This window comes from Micromonospora sp. NPDC049230 (assembly GCF_040647875.1).
GTDB lineage: Bacteria > Actinomycetota > Actinomycetes > Mycobacteriales > Micromonosporaceae > Micromonospora.
On the sequence record NZ_JBEZCZ010000005.1, the window covers coordinates 87,478 to 104,000 of the forward strand.

14 protein-coding genes are annotated in these 16,523 nt (G+C 72.9%); 5 read left to right on the forward strand and 9 right to left on the reverse strand.

The features are described 5' to 3' along the window. The first annotated feature begins 10 nt into the window (after window positions 1–10). Together AB0A95_RS06265 and AB0A95_RS06270 are read left to right on the forward strand one after the other, a co-directional pair. Window positions 11–358 carry a PadR family transcriptional regulator gene (locus AB0A95_RS06265; protein WP_357554581.1) on the forward strand — a complete coding sequence of 116 codons (348 nt, stop codon included), beginning with the start codon at window positions 11–13 and terminating at the stop codon, window positions 356–358. Further along, window positions 355–1,368, forward strand: coding sequence for a hypothetical protein (locus AB0A95_RS06270; RefSeq protein ID WP_357554582.1), 1,014 nt, complete (start codon window positions 355–357; stop codon window positions 1,366–1,368). Before AB0A95_RS06265 ends, AB0A95_RS06270 begins: the two co-directional genes overlap by 4 nt. A 122-nt stretch (window positions 1,369–1,490) precedes the next feature. Here AB0A95_RS06270 and AB0A95_RS06275 read toward each other — a convergent pair whose 3' ends face one another. The 7 genes from AB0A95_RS06275 to AB0A95_RS06305 form a co-directional block, all read right to left on the reverse strand. Further along, a complete protein-coding gene (locus AB0A95_RS06275; protein WP_357554583.1) occupies window positions 1,491–2,681 on the reverse strand; it encodes an acyl-CoA dehydrogenase in 1,191 nt (396 codons plus the stop codon). 14 nt (window positions 2,682–2,695) lie between these two features. Continuing rightward, complete coding sequence (locus tag AB0A95_RS06280; protein WP_357554584.1) at window positions 2,696–4,735, reverse strand: biotin carboxylase N-terminal domain-containing protein; 2,040 nt, start codon at window positions 4,733–4,735, stop codon at window positions 2,696–2,698. A 71-nt stretch (window positions 4,736–4,806) separates the two neighbouring features. After that, window positions 4,807–6,408, reverse strand: coding sequence for a carboxyl transferase domain-containing protein (locus tag AB0A95_RS06285; RefSeq protein WP_357554585.1), 1,602 nt, complete (start codon window positions 6,406–6,408; stop codon window positions 4,807–4,809). A 55-nt stretch (window positions 6,409–6,463) separates the two neighbouring features. Then, a complete protein-coding gene (locus AB0A95_RS06290) occupies window positions 6,464–7,660 on the reverse strand; it encodes an acyl-CoA dehydrogenase family protein (RefSeq protein ID WP_357554586.1) in 1,197 nt (398 codons plus the stop codon). A gap of 52 nt (window positions 7,661–7,712) precedes the next feature. After that, on the reverse strand, window positions 7,713–9,410 hold the full coding sequence (locus AB0A95_RS06295; protein WP_357554587.1) for an acyclic terpene utilization AtuA family protein: 1,698 nt from the start codon (window positions 9,408–9,410) through the stop codon (window positions 7,713–7,715). Continuing rightward, window positions 9,407–10,204 (reverse strand): TIGR03084 family metal-binding protein, encoded by a 798-nt coding sequence (locus AB0A95_RS06300; RefSeq protein ID WP_357554588.1) that lies wholly within the window; start codon window positions 10,202–10,204, stop codon window positions 9,407–9,409. The genes AB0A95_RS06295 and AB0A95_RS06300 overlap by 4 nt, the downstream gene beginning before the upstream one ends. Window positions 10,205–10,242: 38 nt before the next feature. Beyond that, window positions 10,243–10,848 carry a TetR/AcrR family transcriptional regulator gene (locus tag AB0A95_RS06305; protein WP_357554589.1) on the reverse strand — a complete coding sequence of 202 codons (606 nt, stop codon included), beginning with the start codon at window positions 10,846–10,848 and terminating at the stop codon, window positions 10,243–10,245. Window positions 10,849–11,080: 232 nt separating this feature from the next. Here AB0A95_RS06305 and AB0A95_RS06310 point away from each other — a divergent pair, with 232 nt between their 5' ends. Further along, the gene (locus tag AB0A95_RS06310) at window positions 11,081–12,817 is read left to right on the forward strand and encodes a helix-turn-helix domain-containing protein (RefSeq protein ID WP_357554590.1); all 1,737 of its coding nucleotides are present in this window, start codon (window positions 11,081–11,083) and stop codon (window positions 12,815–12,817) included. A gap of 80 nt (window positions 12,818–12,897) precedes the next feature. On the opposite strand, the gene AB0A95_RS06315 is transcribed toward AB0A95_RS06310, so the two are convergent. Next, complete coding sequence (locus AB0A95_RS06315) at window positions 12,898–13,641, reverse strand: metallophosphoesterase family protein (RefSeq protein WP_357554591.1); 744 nt, start codon at window positions 13,639–13,641, stop codon at window positions 12,898–12,900. Between the two features lie 137 nt (window positions 13,642–13,778). Further along, window positions 13,779–14,456 (reverse strand): Crp/Fnr family transcriptional regulator, encoded by a 678-nt coding sequence (locus AB0A95_RS06320; protein WP_110563686.1) that lies wholly within the window; start codon window positions 14,454–14,456, stop codon window positions 13,779–13,781. A gap of 143 nt (window positions 14,457–14,599) precedes the next feature. Between AB0A95_RS06320 and AB0A95_RS06325 the strand changes: the two genes are divergently transcribed. Then, window positions 14,600–15,262 carry an adenosylcobinamide amidohydrolase gene (locus AB0A95_RS06325; RefSeq protein WP_357554592.1) on the forward strand — a complete coding sequence of 221 codons (663 nt, stop codon included), beginning with the start codon at window positions 14,600–14,602 and terminating at the stop codon, window positions 15,260–15,262. Between the two features lie 56 nt (window positions 15,263–15,318). Beyond that, entirely contained in the window at window positions 15,319–16,485 is a 1,167-nt protein-coding gene (locus tag AB0A95_RS06330; RefSeq protein ID WP_357554593.1) for a CapA family protein, read from the forward strand. The last annotated feature ends 38 nt before the right edge of the window (window positions 16,486–16,523 follow it).

Consider the following 16,523-nt stretch of genomic DNA (forward strand, 5'->3'; position numbering starts at 1 on the left):
TACTGCGACGATGGCTAACGCTTCCCTGCATGAATCGACATATCTGATCCTCACCGCGCTCGTCGAGGCCCCACGGCACGGATACGCCCTCCTCGACGAGGTCCGTCGGATCTCCGACGGGCGTGTCGACCTGCGCGCCGGCACTCTCTACGCGGCGCTGGACCGGCTGCGTACCGAGGGCCTCGTCGACATCGAGCGCGAGGAGCAGGTGCAGTCCAGGTTGCGCCGCTACTACCGACTCACCGCCGCCGGGGTGCAACGCCTGGCCGAGGAGTCGGCACGCCTGCGGAGCAACGCCGACGCGGCGACCGTGCGGCTGCGCCGTGCCGGCCTCATCGTCGAAGGCGGTGCGGCGTGACGTTGCCCCAGGTCTACCGCCGGCTGCTGGCCTGCTACCCCCGCGCGTACCGGCGGCAGTACGAGGACGAGATGATCGGGGTGTTGCTTGACGACGCCGCGCCGGGCCAGCGCAGGCCCTCGGCGCGAGACGTGTCCGCCCTGCTCGGTGGGGCGGTTCGGGCGCACGTCCGGCAGGTCGGCGGCCGGTTCTCGGTCGACGCGTGGCGGGATGCGGCGCAGGTGCTGGGCCTGATCGCCGCACTGCTGCTGTGCGTGCGCTCCGCCCGCGTTCCGGTGCTGCACCTCAGCATGTACGCGCAGAGCTATCCGGACGGGATCGGTGAACCGTTCGTCCTCTGGCCGCATGGTCCCCTGGCGGTGCTCTGGCTCGTCGTGGCGGTGTTCGCCGCACTCGGGTGGGGGCGGGCGGCGGCCGCCATCGCCGTCGGCGGCGTGGCGTTCGAGGTGGTTCGGGCCGCCGAGGCCTACGGATGGTATACGACGGTCTTCGACATCTGGCCTGTCGTGCTCGCCGCGATGGTCCCGTTGGCACTCGCCCTCCGCGCTCCCCGGTCCGGCGCGGCTGCCCTCGGGCGTTGGCGGCTCGGCACACTGGCGGCGGCGACGCTTGTCAGCGTCGGTGCTCCGAGCGTCGCCCTGGTGACCGGCGCTGACGAATCGACGTCGCCCATCTACGGCACCTGGATGTTCACCAGCGGTGTCGGTCGGGTCGAGGCGATCCTGCTGATCGCGGGATACCTGCTCTTCGCCCTTGCCGTCCTGTCGACGCCGACGGCGCTCCGACTGCGCCTGCTCGCGCTCGTCGTCCCGGTGGGCGTCACGCTGCTGCTCACCCGGGTGGGGCTCGGGACCACTGGGACCTACCTGGAGCACTCCAGCCACGACGGTGTGCCCGACCCGCTCACCTGGGCGCAGTGGCTGACGTTGGTGCTGGCACCCGTGTTGCTCTTCGCGGTGGCCGTGGCGATCCTGCACCGCCGCGAGCGTCCGCGCCCGGAGCCGGCGTAGGCAGGTGATCGACTCGGTTTCCTGAAAGTCGGGGCGTCGATGGGCCTCGGACACCCCGGATTCAAGGAAACCGAGTCGATCACCCGGCCGGCCGGGCGGGCTGGCCCGGCGGGCCGGGCGGCTCAGTAGGACCTGTCCTGGCCGAGGACGTGTTGCGCGACGAAGTTGAGGATCATCTCTCGACTGACCGGGGCGATCCGGCCGGCCCGTACCGCGCCGAGCAGGGTCGCCACCCCGTACTCGGTGGTCATGCCGGCACCGCCGAGCACCTGGACGGCCGTGTCGACGGCGAGCGCGGCGGCCTCCCCGGCCGCGTACTTGGCCATGTTGCCGGCCACCCCGGCCTCCAGGTCGCGGCCGGCGTCGTACCGGGTGGCGGCCTTCTGGATCATGAGTCGGGCCAGCTCCACCTGCACCGCAGCGTGTGCCAGCGGATGCGACACGCCCTGGTGGGAGCCGATGCTCCGACCACCCCAGACCGTGCGCGTGGCCGTGTACTCGCTGGCCCGCTCGATGGCGTACCGGCCGGTGCCGGCACCCATCGCGGCCACCGTGATCCGCTCCGGGTTGAGCCCGGCGAAGAGCGCCGGCAGGCCGGCGTCCAGCGACTCGCCGAGCAGCGCGTCGGCGGGCACCCGCACGTCGTCCAGGTAGAGCAGGAACTGGTTCTCCGGGGACACGATCTCCATGTCCAGCTTGGAGCGGGTCAGCCCGGCGGCGTCGGTCGGTACGAGGAACAGCGCGGGCTTCAGCCGCTGCGGAGAGGCGTCCCCTGAGCCGGCCGGGCCGTCCTCGACGGCGACACGGGCCACCACCAGCACGTGGCCGGCCTCGTCGACCCCGGAGATGTAGCACTTGCGTCCGTTGAGCAGCCAGCCGTCGCCGTCGCGGCGGGCCACGGTGCCGAGCCGGTGGAAGTTGGAGCCGGCCTCCGGCTCGGTGATCGCGAAGACGATCTTCTGGGAGCCGTCGGCGAGGCCGGGCAGGTGCCGCTTGCGCTGCTCCTCGGTGCCGTGCCGGCTGAGGACGGTGCCCGCGATCGCGGGGGAGACCACGAGCAGCAGCAACGGGCAGCCGGCGGCGGCCAACTCCTCGCAGACGATGGCCAGCTCGGTGATGCCGCCGCCGCCACCGCCGTACTCGGTGGGGATGTTGACCCCCAGGTAGCCGAGCCGTCCCGCCTCCGCCCACAGCTCGGTGGTGTGTTCGCCGGCCTTCGCCTTCTCGACGAAGTAGCCGTGGCCGTAGCGGCGCCCCAACGCCCGCACCGCGTCGCGAAGCTGGTCCTGTTCAGGGGTGAGGTCGAAGATCATCAGGGGTCCTCTCTTCAGTTGTCGATGACGGCCAGCACGGTGCCGGTGCGCACCTGACCTCCGGCCGGCACCGGCAACTCGGCGACCACGCCGTCGGTCGGGGCGAGCACGGGATGTTCCAGCTTCATCGCTTCCAGGGTGAGCAGCGGGTCGCCGGCCGCGACCCGCTGGCCGACCTCGACGTGCACCCGGGTCACCGCGCCGGGCAGCGGCGCGAGCAGCGACCCGGCGGCGACCTCCGCCGTGGGCAGCGGGAGACGCGGCAGCTCGACAAGGCTCGCCGCCCCGTCCGGGCCGTCCACGAAAACCGCGGACCCCACCCGGTGTACGCGGTACGCGCACCGCACCCCGTCGACGTCGAGCACCACCCGGTCCGGGGTGGCCTCGACCAGCGCCACGACCGACCGTCCGGCGACCGGGCCGAAACCGGCAGGACCAGCGGCGGAACGGTCGGCGGCGGCACGGTCGGCGGCGGCGGTGGGGCTGGTGACGGCCGGGTCGGTGGACCACTCGGCGAGCCCGCCCACGCGGTCCAGCCGGTAGCGGACCTCGATCTCGCCGTCCGGACCGCCGAATCGGGTGACCTGCGGGACGGCCGGCACGTTGCGCCAGCCGGACGGCAGCCCGGCGAGCACCCGGGCGTCGGCGCGGCGGCCGGCGGCCCCGGCGAGTGCCGCGGCGAGCGCCACCAGTGAGAGCCGGTCGGCGGGAAGCAGCGGTGCGAAGACCTCCGGATGCCGATCCAGGAACCCGGTGTCGATCTCCACGGCGGCGAACGCGGAGCTGCGCAGCACCCGGACCAGCAGGTCCCGGTTGGTGGTCACCCCGTGCAGCTCGGCGCGGGCCAGCGCGGTGGACAGCAGGCGGGTCGCCTCCGCACGGGTACGACCCCAGGCGGTCAGCTTCGCCAGCATCGAGTCGTAGTGCACCCCGACCACCGAGCCGGCCACCACGCCCGAGTCGAGCCGCAGACCCGGCCCGGTCAGCCCACCGAACTCGGTCGCCACCTGGGGGACCGCGAACCGGTGCACCGTCCCGGTGGCCGGCCGCCAACCCGCCGCCGCGTCCTCCGCGCACACGCGTACCTCGATCGCGTGCCCGGTGCTGACCGGCAGGGTCGTCGGCAGGGGCTCGCCCTGAGCGACGAGCAGTTGCCACCCCACCAGGTCCAGCCCGGTGCACAGCTCGGTGACCGGGTGCTCCACCTGAAGGCGGGTGTTCATCTCCAGGAAGAAGAACTCACCACCCGGGGCGAGCAGGAACTCCACAGTGCCCGCGCCGAGGTAGTCGACGGCGCGACCGGCGGCCACCGCCGCCTCGTGCAGCGCCGTGCGCACCCGTTCCGGAACGACAGCCGGCGCCTCCTCGACGATCTTCTGATGCCGGCGCTGGATCGAGCACTCCCGGTCGCCGAGAGCCACCACCCGACCGTGGGCGTCCCCGAAGATCTGCACCTCGACGTGCCGGCCCCGCTCGACGTACCGCTCGACGAAGACGGTGCCGTCGCCGAACGCCGCAGCCGCCTCGCGGCGCGCGGAGGCGACGGCCTCGGCCAGCTCGTCGGCCTCCCGGACGATCCGCATCCCCCGCCCGCCGCCACCGGCGGATGCCTTCACCAGGACCGGGAAGTCGGTGATCACATCGGTGTCGGTCCAACTGGGCAGCATCGGCACGCCGGCCTCGGCGAGCAGCGCCTTCGCGGCGAGCTTGTCGCCCATCGTGGCGATCACCTTGGCCGGCGGGCCGACCCAGGTCAGCCCCGCGTCGGTCACCGCCGCCGCGAACTCGGCATTCTCGGCCAGGAAGCCATACCCCGGGTGCACGGCGTCCGCGCCACAGCGCCGGGCCGCGTCCAGGATCTTCTCGACCCGCAGGTACGTCTCGGCGGGCGTGTCCCCGGGCAGCCGGACCGCGTAGTCGGCCTCGGCGACGAACGGCGCGTCGGCATCCGCGTCCGAGTGCACGGCCACCGTCTCCACGCCGAGCGCCCGGCAGGTGGCGAAGACCCGGCGGGCGATCTCGCCACGGTTGGCCACGAGCAGTCTGTTGATCACTGTGCCCGCCTTTCGTCCGCGACTGCGGTACTCCGCTTCGCCTTATTCCTCACGCTCACGGGTGTAGCCCCCTACATCCGGAAGACGCCGAAACCATCGGCGCCCCGCACCGGTCCGTTGTGGATCGCCGAGAGGCAGAACCCGAGGACGGTGCGGGTGTCCCGAGGATCGATCACCCCGTCGTCGTAGAGCCGGCCGGACAGGAAGAGCGCGCCCGACTGCGACTCGATCTGCTGCTCGACCATCATCCGCATCGCGGCGTCGGACTCCTCGTCGTACTCGCGCCCCCGGGCGGCGGCGGCCTGCCGGGCCACGATGGACAGCACCCCGGCGAGCTGCGCCGGGCCCATCACCGCCGACTTCGCGTTCGGCCAGGTGAACAGGAACCTCGGCTCGTACGCCCGACCGCACATGCCGTAGTTGCCGGCCCCGTACGAGGCGCCCAGGTTGACGGTCAGGTGCGGCACCGTCGAGTTGGACACCGCGTTGATCATCAGTGCGCCGTGCTTGATGATGCCGCGCTGCTCGTACTCGGTGCCGACCATGTAGCCGGTGGTGTTCTGGAGGAAGATCAACGGGGTGTCGGATGCGTTCGCGAGCTGGATGAACTGGGCCGCCTTCTGCGCCTCCGCGCTGAACAGCACCCCCCGGGCGTTGGCCAGCACGCCCACCGGGTAGCCGTGCAGTTCGCCCCAGCCGGTGACAAGCGCGTCCCCGTACGCCGGCTTGAACTCGTCGAAGTCGCTGCCGTCCAGGATCCGGGCCAGCACCTCACGCGGGTCGAACGGCACCTTCAGGTCGGCGCTGACGATGCCGAGCAGCTCCTCCGGGTCGTACTTCGGCGGCTGCGGCACCGCCGTCCGCGGCGACGGGCCCTGCTTGCGCCAGTTGAGCCGGCGTACGCACCGCCGGGCCAGCCGGATGCCGTCCCGCTCGTCGGCGGCCAGGTAGTCGGCCAGCCCGGACGTGCCGGCGTGCATCGCCGCCCCACCCAGCGACTCGTCGTCGGTGACCTCACCGGTCGCCATCCTCACCAGCGGCGGCCCGGCCAGGTAGACCTGTGACCGGTCCCGGATCATGATCACGTGGTCGGACATCCCCGGCACGTACGCGCCACCGGCCGTCGCGTTGCCGAAGACCACGCTGACCGTGGGGATGCCCGCCGCCGAGAGCCGGGTCAGGTCCCGGAACACCCGCCCGCCCGGGATGAAGATCTCCGCCTGGCTGGGCAGGTCCGCCCCGGCCGACTCGACCAGGTTGACCATCGGCAGCCGGTTGGCCAGCGCGATCTCACCGGCCCGCCGGGTCTTGGCGAGGGACCACGGGTTGACCGCGCCACCGCGTACCGTCGGGTCGTTGGCGATGATCAGACACTCCACGCCCTCGACCACCCCGATGCCGGTGACGACGCTGGCCCCCACCGGAAAGTCGGTGCCGTACCCGGCGGCCGGCGACAACTCCAGAAACGGGCTGTCCGCGTCGACGAGCAACTCGATCCGCTCGCGGGGGAGCAGCTTGCCGCGTTCGTGGTGCCGGGCCACGTACTTCGCGCCACCACCGGCTCGGGCCTGGTCCAGCGCGGCATCCAGCTCGGCCAGCCGTTCCAGCAGTGCTGCCCGGTTCGCCGCGTACCCGGGCGCCGCCGGGTCGATCGTGCTGTCCAGGATGCTCACGGTGCCTCCTTCGTTCGCGACTGCGGGGCTCGCAGACCCGGCTCACTCCTCGCGCTCACAGGCCCATGCCCTTCGCGATGATCTCGTTCATGATCTCGGTGGTGCCGCCGCCGATGCCGAGGATCCGGGCATCGCGGTAGTGCCGCTCCACCTCCGCGTCGCGCAGGTAGCCGAAGCCACCGTGTAGTTGCAGCGCCTGGTCGACGACCTGGTCGCAGGCGGCCACCGCCACGTTCTTGGCCATCGCCACCTCGGTCACCACCGGCTCGCCCGCGACCACCCGGGCGGCCACCTCGTGCACGTACGACCGGGCCGCCTCCGCCCGGGTGTGCATCTCGGCCAGCCGGTGCCGGATCAACTGTCGGCTGGCCAACGGACGCCCGAAGGTCTCCCGGTCCCGGCACCAGCGCGTCGCCAGCTCGACGCAGCGCTGCGCTGTCGCGTACGCCTGGGTCGCGAGCGAGAGCCGCTCGGTCGCGAAGTGCTGCATGATCGCCAGGAAGCCGGTGTTCTCCGCGCCGATCCGGTTGGCGACCGGCACCCGCACGTCGACGAACGACAGCTCGGCGGTGTCGGAGCAGTGCCAGCCCAGTTTCTCCAGCCGGCGCCCCACCGTGAACCCGGGCAGCCCCTTGTCGATGACCAGCAGGGTCAGCTCGCCACTGCCGGGAAAGTTGGTGCAGACCGCAGTGGTCACGAAGTCGGCCCGGTGCCCGCTGGTGATGTACGCCTTGGACCCGTTCACCACGTAGTGGTCGCCGTCGCGGCGGGCGGTGGTGCGGATGCCGGCCACGTCGGAGCCGCCGTCCGGCTCGGTGATGGCAAGGGCGCCGATCATCGTGCCGGCCAGGGTGGGCCGGATGTACCGCTCGATCAGACCGTCGTCGCCCGGGGACGCGATGCCGCCGAGCCGGCCGCCCAGCGAGCCACCGGAGCGAGCGCCGGCCGCCGCCACCATGTGCGGCAACGCGATGCCGTGCGTGAACAGGGCCGCCACCAGGCCGGACGAGCCGCCGGAGCGGATCACCTCCTCGGTCACGATGATCGAGTCGAGCAGGTCACCGCCGCTGCCACCGACCGACTCCGGAAAGCCGATGCCGAGCAGGCCGAGCTTCGCGGCGCTCGCGTGCAGCGCCCGGGGCACCTCGCCGGCCCGCTCCCAGTCGTCCAGGTGCGGCAGCACCTCCCGGGTCACGAACGAGCGGGTCAGCTCGCGCAGTTGCCGCCGCTCGGGCGTGTCCACGATGCTCACGGCACGACCAGCTCACTCGGCGCGCGCACGGCGCGGACGGCTCTCCGCGCGCTCACGGCGCTGCCCCGGCGGGTAGGTCGACGATCCGGGCGCGCAGCAGCTCGCCGAGCGCCTTGGCCTGCGGGTCGAACCGGGTGGACGCGGCCACCCCCGCCCCGAGCAGCCCTTCGATCACGAAGTTGAGCGCGCGCAGGTTCGGCAACTCGTAGCGCCGCACCGACAGCGGCGCGGTCTCCGGCACCAGCATGGCCAGCCGCTCGACTGTCAACCAGGTGCGCAGCCACGCGTACCCGGCGTCGGTTCGCGCCCAGACACCGAGGTTGGCGTCCCCACCCTTGTCCCCGGAGCGTGCGCCGACCACCTCGCCGAGCGCCCCGCGCCGGGTCGGGCCGTCGACCGCCGCGTCGCCGTACGGGACAGTCCCGTCCGAGGCTGCGGCAGCGGCGGACTCGGAGGCAGCGACGGCGGCGGAGGCGGTGCGGATCGGCGGGGCGATCGGCACCCGCTCACCGCCGGGCAGCACCGCGACGTGCGCCACCGCGGTCTGCGGCACCGCGTCGGCGGTGAACACGCCGTACGGTGTCGCGTCGCCCGGCAGGGTGGTGAGCGTGCAGCCCGGATAAGAGGCCAGCGCCAACTCCACAGCGGCGGCCGAGAAGGCCCGCCCGGCCCGCGCCCGGTCGCCGTCGCGCAGGTGTACGTGCAGCAGCGCGCTGGCGGCCTCGGTGTCGGCGGCGTCCGCGTGGTCGGTCCGGGCCAGCGTGAACTCCAACCCGTCCTTGCCCACCGCCTCCTCGACCTGCCCCCGGACCAGCGCGGCCTTCGCCTCGATGTCGAGCCCGCAGAGGACGAACGTCATCGAGTTGCGGAAGCCACCGAGGTTGTTGACGCCGACCTTGAGGGTGGCCGGCGGCGGCGTACCCCGGACACCGGAGACCCGGACCCGGTCCGGCCCGTCGGGGCGCAGTGTCACGGTGTCCAGTCGGGTCACCACGTCCGGCCCCAGGTACGCCGGCCCCCCGATCTCGTAGAGCAGCTGGGCGGTGACCGTCTCCACGGTGACCGCACCGCCGGTGCCGGCATGCTTGGTGAGCACCGTCGAACCATCGGCGTGCACCTCGGCGATCGGAAATCCCGGTCGGTGCCCGCCGTCGGGCAGCTCCGTGAAGAAGCTGAAGTTGCCTCCGGTGACCTGTGCGCCGCACTCGACGAGGTGTCCCGCGACTGTCGCCCCGGCCAGCTCGTCGAGGTCGTCGCGGTCCCACCCGTACCGGGCGATGGCCGGGCCGACGACCAGCGAGGCATCGGTGACCCGGCCGGTGACCACCACGTCCGCTCCGCCGTCGAGGCAGGCCGCGATGCCGAACGCGCCGAGGTAGGCGTTCGCGCTCAACGCGTCCGGCCGCTGGATGCTGTCGCCCTCGACGTACCCGACCCGGGCCGGCAGGCCGAGCCGGGCGGCGAGTGCGGTGATGGCGGCGGCCAGGCCGGCCGGGTTCAACCCGCCGGCGTTCGTCACGATCCGCACCCCGCGCTCCAGGGCGGTGCCGAGGCACGTCTCCAGTTGACGCAGGAACGTCTTCGCGTAGCCCAGGTCGGGATCGCGCAGCCGGTCCCGGGCGAGGATCAGCATGGTCAGCTCGGCCAGGTAGTCACCTGTCAGCACGTCCAGCTCGCCGCCGTCGAGCATCTCCCGCCAGGCGGTGAACCGGTCGCCGTAGAAGCCTGAGGCGTTGCCGATCCGGATCATGCCGGCACTCCGTGTCGGCCGGTGGGCTGCCGGCCGCCACCCGGCGGCCCGGCGAACGCCTGCGCCACGTCGAGCCACTCGTCGGCGACCGGGCCGGTGGCGACCAGGGCGAGGTCCGCGCGGTGTCGGCGCTGGGTGACAAGCAGGCAGAAGTCCACTGCGGGCCCGCTCAGCCGGTCGGCGGCGTCCGCTGGCCCCCAGGTCCAGATGTCGCCGCCGGGCCCGACCAGCTCGACCCGGACCGGCGTTGTCGGTGCGTCCCGGCCGTGGGCGGCGAAGCCGTGCCCGAGGGTACGCACACCGAGGTGCGCGACGTGCCGGAGCCGGTGGCTGGCGGGTCGGACGACGCCGAGCGCGTCGGCCACGTCCGCACCGTGTGCCCAGGTCTCCATGATCCGGGCGGTCACCATGGAGGTGGCCGACATCCGGGTGCCGAACCACTGTAGTTTCTCGCCCCTCGGGACGGCGGCCAGCGCATCGGCGAGCGCCGCCCGGCCGGCCCGCCAGCGGACGAGCAGCTCCGCGGGCGGGGCGAGGAACTCCTCCGCGCCGTCGTCGACCATCCGGGTCGGGTCCGGCGCGGCGGTCACCGCCGCGAGGAACGCCTCGGCATCGGTGGCCGCCAGCAACGACACGTGGTCGGTCCAGGCGAGGTGGGCGATCTGGTGCCCGATGCTCCAACCCGGCGCGGGGGTCGGTCGGACCCAGTCGGCCGCCGGTAGAGGCGCCACCAGGCTGTCCAGTTGCGCGGACTCGGCGGCCAGGTCCGCGAGCAGGTCGGTCTGGTCGACCATGGGTGCCTCCGGTCGGTAGTGGCCGGCGCGGCCAGCGGTCAGGGTGTGAGCAGGGTGGCTAGTTGCCGCTTCCACGTGCTCAGCAGGGCGGCGCGGCGGGTCGAGTCGTCGTTGAGCAGGTTGGCGACCCCGAGCCCACGGAGCAGGTCGAGGGTGGCCTGCACCGCCTCTCGGACTCCGGGGCGGCGCTCGTCCACGCCGAGCAGGGCGACGGTGAGCCGATGCATCTCCCGGCCGACGGTGGCCTCCAGCGGCACCAGGGCGTCCCGTAGCTCGCGATCGGTGCGGGCGGCGACCCAGAGCTCCAGGGCCGCCACGAACAGCGGCCCGGTGAACGCCACGCCGAGCAGGTCGATCACCCGGTCCAGTCGCTGTGGGCCGGTCGGCAGCGCCTCGGCCTCCACCCGCAGCTCGTCGGCCCGACGCTCGGCGAGATGTGCCACGGCGGCTGTCACCAGCGCGGCCTTGGTCGGGTAGTGGTGCAGCTGGGCGCCGCGCGAGACCCCGGCCCGGGCCGCGACGACGGTGGTGGTGGTGCCGGACCAGCCGTGCTCGATCAGGCAGTCGACTGTCGCCTCCAGCAGACGGGCCTGGGTGGCCCGGCTTCGCTCCTGCTGGGGGACACGGGTCGATGTGGTGGACACGGGACCAGCCTGCGACCTCTGAAACAAACAGTCAAGACTGACTTTTTCTGGCTGCGTTCCCCTCGTCGCCAGGGTGTCCGTGCCACAGCGGCCACCGGCCAGGTCCGAAGCATCCTGGTTGCGGAGCTTGTTGTGGTTTGAGTCGGACGAGGTAGCGGTACGCCGAACGATCGGCTTGAATCGGTCCGCATGGCTGGGGGGCGCTGGCAGAGACGCGGGGGACGAACGGTCAATGGCAAACGAGCAGTACACCGACGGCACAGCACCTGACCCGGCGACCGCCGGTTCGGCTGCCGAGTTCGTGGCCCAGATGCGCGCGCTGCGGCAGTGGTCCGGACTGACCATCCGACAGGTGTCGAAGAGGGCGCGGGACGCCGGCGACGTGCTCCCACACAGCACCCTGAACACCGCCCTGGGCCGGGCCAACCTGCCGAGGGAGGCGCTGGTCGCGGCGTTCGTCCGCGCCTGCGGAGGCGATCAGGCCACTGTGGACCACTGGGTCGCCGCGCACAAGGTGCTCGCCGCGGCCACCGCCGGTCAACCCGAGCCGGTCGCCGTCGCCGTCGCCGCCGACCCGGGCATGGCCGATGCCGACTCCTTTGCCGACGAGCCGAGGGTCCGCCCGCCGTGGGGGTTGCTCGACGCGGTTCCACCCCTGCCGGCCGAGCTGGCGTCGGAACCCGACTGGAGGCTCGACGGCCCGACGCCGCCGGCAGCCGAGACCGTCGATCGCACCGGCGACCCGGCGGCCGGTGGGCAGCCTGCCGCCACCAAGGCGGCTGCCGGTGGGCAGCCTGTCGCGGACGCGCGGGGTGCCGCCGACCAGCTTGTCGTCGCCACGGCGGGCGTCGGTGCGTCGCACGGGTCGGTCCCGGCCGGGCCGAGTCCGGTTGTCGCGGGCGAGCGCTCGCCGGGTGACGAGTCCGTCCTGAGCCGCGACCCCGAGCCGGCGGGCGGGCGGCCCGAGCCGGCGGCCGACGAGTCGACGCCGGCCGAGGACCGGCCGGCCCGTCCCCTCCTCTACGCCGATGGACCGCTGGCCACGGCCGTGAAGGGCCGGCGCAACAGCGCCTGGGCGGGGCTGCACCGCAAACGCGCCCCGAACGTCGATACCGCCGCCACACCACTGCGGCCACGGGACTTCGTGCCGCCGCTGGCCTTCCGGTTCGGCCGGCCGACACGGGCACTCCTCGGCGTACTGGTGCTGCTGCTGATCGTGGCGGCCGGTGGCCTGGTGATCCGGACCCTGCGCGAGCCCGACGCCGGGGACGATCCCCCGCCGGTGCTCGCCGAGCCGACGGCCAGCCTCGACGTCGACGTGCAGTTGCCGCCCGCGGACGCCGGCGCGCCGACAACCAGCCCGAGCCCAAGCCCGAGCCCGCCACCGACCAGCGTCGCACCGGCGGTCACCGGCCCCGCGCAGAGTGCGCCCAAGTCGAGTGCACCCAGGTCGAGTGCGCCCCAGGTGGCGCCGACGAGGGCGACCGCCACGCTGCCCGCGGCGGGGCAGTACCGGATGATGCCGGCAGCCACCGTCGGGCAGTCGTACTGCGTGGGCGTGGGTCCGGAGCCGGGGAACGACCGCCCGGAGGTGGCGACGCTCGTTTCCTGTGCCCAGGCCGAGCCGGCCACCAGCGAGCTGCGGAAGGTCGGCTCGAACACGTACCAGATCTACTGGCCACACCCGTCCGGAGGTGGTGGCTGCCTCCAGGTCGACCCGGACCCGAGCGGCGGACCGTCGACCGCCGACGGGCAACTGGTGGCACCGCGCGGCTACTGCAACCGCCCCGACCAACGCTTCATCCTCGAACCGGTCCAGACGAGCGGGGGTCAGGGTTACCGGCTGCACGCCACGACCGCACCGAACAGGTGCATCGGTCCGCTCGGCGGCGGCCGGGCCGCGGGCACGGCCATCGCCCAGGTGTCGTGTTCCAACGACAACGTGCAGGTGTTCCTCTTCACGCGCTGACGCACTCCGACGTCTCGGCTGGTGGTCGTGGCCGGTCGAGGCGAGGGCCGGGTAGGGAGGTGACCGGGTCAGAGCGGGCCTCAGCGGCCGTCGCGGGGGGCGAAGACGGCGAGCGCCTCGGCGTCACTGTGCCGGGACCGCAGGTATTCGTCGGCCCACCCGGCGGCGTCCGGGAAGGTCGAGTCGGCGGCCACCCGGGCGCAGGCGGCGTCGACATCGAAGCGGGTACGGCGAAGCTGCACGCCGGGTCCGAGGAGCGCCCAGTACGCCCCAGCGCCGCCGTACGGCATGCCGATGCTGCCCGGGTTGACCACCAGACGTCGGTCGACCAGCCGGGTGAAGGGCATGTGGGTGTGGCCGCAGACCACTGTCGTCACCTCGGCCGGCACCTCGGCGAACACCTCCGCCCAGCGCTCCATCCGGGTGTCGACGAGAACGACCTCCTCGTCGTCGCGAGGGGTGGCATGGCAGAAGAGCACCGGGCCCAGACCGTCGATCTCCAGGGTCACCGCCAGCGGGAGCGCCGCCAGCCGAGCCACCTGGTCGTCGCGAAGCTGCTCGGCGGCCCAGTTCGACACCTCGATGGAGGCGGGGCGGCCGGCGCGGGCCTCGACGAGTTCCCGGTCGGCGTTGCCGCCCACCCAGCAGACCCGGTCGCCGAGATCAGCGAGCAGGTCCAGCACCTCGACCGGCTGTGGACCGGCCGCGATGTCCCCGGTGAGCACGATCAGATCGGCGGCGGCGACGTCCGGCTCGGCCAGCACGGCCTCCAGCGCGGGCAGCACCGCGTGGATGTCGGAGAGAACAGCGACCCGGTTCGGCATCCGCCCACCCTGGGCGCTGGCGCTGTGCCGAGTCCAGCGATTCCGCTACGGGCAGACGGCGACATCCGGCCCGGTCCGCGTGTCGCGGGCCGGGCCGGAACGTCACTGTCGCCGGGGTCGTAGCCCGACGCGCCGGGTCAGACGCGGGCGCGCCGCGCCAGGCGCTCCGGGTCCAGGATGATGATGCTCTTGCCGTCCAGTCGCAGCCAGCCGCGCGAGGCGAAGTCGGCGAGCGCCTTGTTGACCGTCTCCCGGGACGCGCCGACGAGCTGGGCGATCTCCTCCTGGGTGAGGTCGTGGGTCACCCGCAGGACGCCACCGTCGCGGGTGCCGAACCGGCCAGCCATCTGGAGCAGGTTCTTGGCGACCCGACCCGGCACGTCCGTGAAGATCAGGTCGGCGAGCGAGTCGTTCGTCCGTCGCAGCCGCCGGGCGAGCACCCGAAGCAGTTGCTCGGCGATCTCCGGGCGGTTGGCCAGCCACGGCCGCAGCGCCTGCTTGCGCAGTCGTACGAGCCGGGTGTCCGTCACCGCGGTGGCGGTCGCCGTACGCGGACCCGGGTCGAAGAGCGACAGCTCACCGACCATGTCCGACGGCCCCATCACCGCGATCAGGTTCTGTCGGCCGTCCGCTGCGCGGCGACCAACCTTGATCTTCCCGGACAGCAGGATATAGAGGCTGTCACCGGGCTCGCCCTCATTGAAAACGATCTCGCCCTTGCGGACCTCGATCGTCTCCATCTCCTTGGCAAGCGCCTCGGCAGCTTCCGGGTCGACACCCTGGAAGATCCCGCTGCGGGCCAGTACCTCGTCCATCGCGCACCTCCGGTTGCGCGTGCCGTCCGTCGGCCGGGGCCGCCGTCCGCTGATCCCCTCGCGCGCCGCCAAGTCTAGGCGCACGTGAGCATGAATCCGAGGTCGCCCCTGGAATCTTGATCGTTGGGCGTAACCTGCCCGACGTGCTAAGCGAGCCAACTCTGACCAGTCGTGTCGAGGACGGGCGGGACACGCCGCTGCTCGTCTGGCGTGCCAACGGGCCCCTGCGGGCGGTCAGCAGTGCCCCGCTCGGCGGTGGGATCGGGGCTCGGCACTGGGTGCTGAACGCGACGGTGCCGATGTCGTACGACCGGGACGACCCGGCCGCCCACCTGGCCGCGCTCGCCGCCGACCTCGCCCTCGACGGGCCGGGCGTCGGTCTGCTGACCGGCGTGGACGTGGCCGAGGTGGTGGCGCGGACCGACACCGGGGTGCGGGCCTGGGCGACGGTCGGGCTCGGCACGCCGGTGCTCGCGGCCGCGCCCGCTGCGCCCGCGCTCGCCGACCGCGTCGGCACGATCAACATCGTGGTGTACGTGCCGGCCCGGCTCGCCGACTCGGCACTTGTCAACGCGGTGGCCACGGCGACCGAGGCGAAGGCCCAGGCGATCACCGAGCTGGGGCTGCCGGGGACCGGCACGCCGACCGACGCGGTCACCGTGCTCTGCCCGGTCGACGGACCGGAGGCCGCGTACGGCGGGCCGCGCTCCACCTGGGGCGCCCCACTCGCCCGAGCGGTGCACGCCGCGGTGCTCGCCGGGGGTGTTCGGGCGGTCGTGCCCTGGTCAGAGCAGGTCCCCGGCTGAACTTCCAACCGATCGGCTGTCGTCGGCGAGTTTAGCGCCCGGTAGGGTCGCGAGCGATGTATTCTGCCGCCCCCGTCGCGTCCAGCCGGCGGCGCCGCGTCGCCCTCGGCCTCGCCGCGCTGCTGGCCAGCCTGCTCGTCGCCGGCTGCGGTGACTCCGGCGGCGAGGCCTCCGTCTGGCAGCCGGGCGCCGGCGGCGGTGGCACCGGCGCCCCGGTGACCACTGCCGATCCGGCGGGGCCGGCAGCCCCCGACGCCGCGATCTCGCTCTCCGCCACCGGCGACATCATCATGGGCAACGCGCCGAGCCGGCTGCCCGCCGCCGGCGGCAGGGGCTTCTTCACCTCGGTCACCGAGGCGCTCAAGGCCGACCTGGTGATGGGCAACCTGGAGGAGCCGCTGACCGTGGACACCGGCACCGGCAAGTGCGGTGCCAACTCCACACGCTGTTTCCAGTTCCGGGCCCCACCGGAGTACGCCGCCCACCTGCGCGACGCCGGCTTCGACGTGCTCAACCAGGCCAACAACCACGGCAACGACTACGGGCCGAAGGGCTACGAGAACACCCAGCGGGCGCTGGAGAAGTACGGCCTGGAGCACACCGGCGCGCCGGACCAGATCACCGTGGTCGACGTCAAGGGCGTCAAGGTCGCGGTGGCCGGCTTCTCGTCGTACGTCTGGTCCAACAGTCTTGTCGACATCGCCGGGGCGAAGAAGGTGGTCGCCAAGGCCGCCACCATGGCCGACCTGGTCGTGGTGCAGGTGCACATGGGTGGCGAGGGCGCGGAGAAGACCCGGGTGAAACCGGGCACGGAGATGTTCCTGGGCGAGAACCGGGGCGACCCGGTCACGTTCTCGCACGCCATGATCGACGCCGGAGCGGATCTGATCGTCGGGCACGGGCCGCACGTGCTGCGCGGCATGGAGTTCTACCGGGGCCGGCTGATCGCCTACAGCCTCGGCAACTTCGCCGGCGGCGGCAACTCGCTGAGCAACGACGGCCGGCTCGGCTGGGGCGGGGTGCTGAAGGTGTCGCTGAAGCCGGACGGCAGCTGGGCCGGTGGCTCGTTCACCTCGACGTACATGAACGACGCCGGTAAGCCGACGATGGACTCGACCGACAGGGGTCTGGGCCTGATCGGCGACCTGAGCCGCAGCGACTTCCCGAAGAGCGGCGCCCGGTTCGACGGGCAGGGCAAGATCTCCCCGCCAGCCGGCGGCTGACCCGAGGAGGAACGTCCGGGGCGCGACGTAGGCTGACC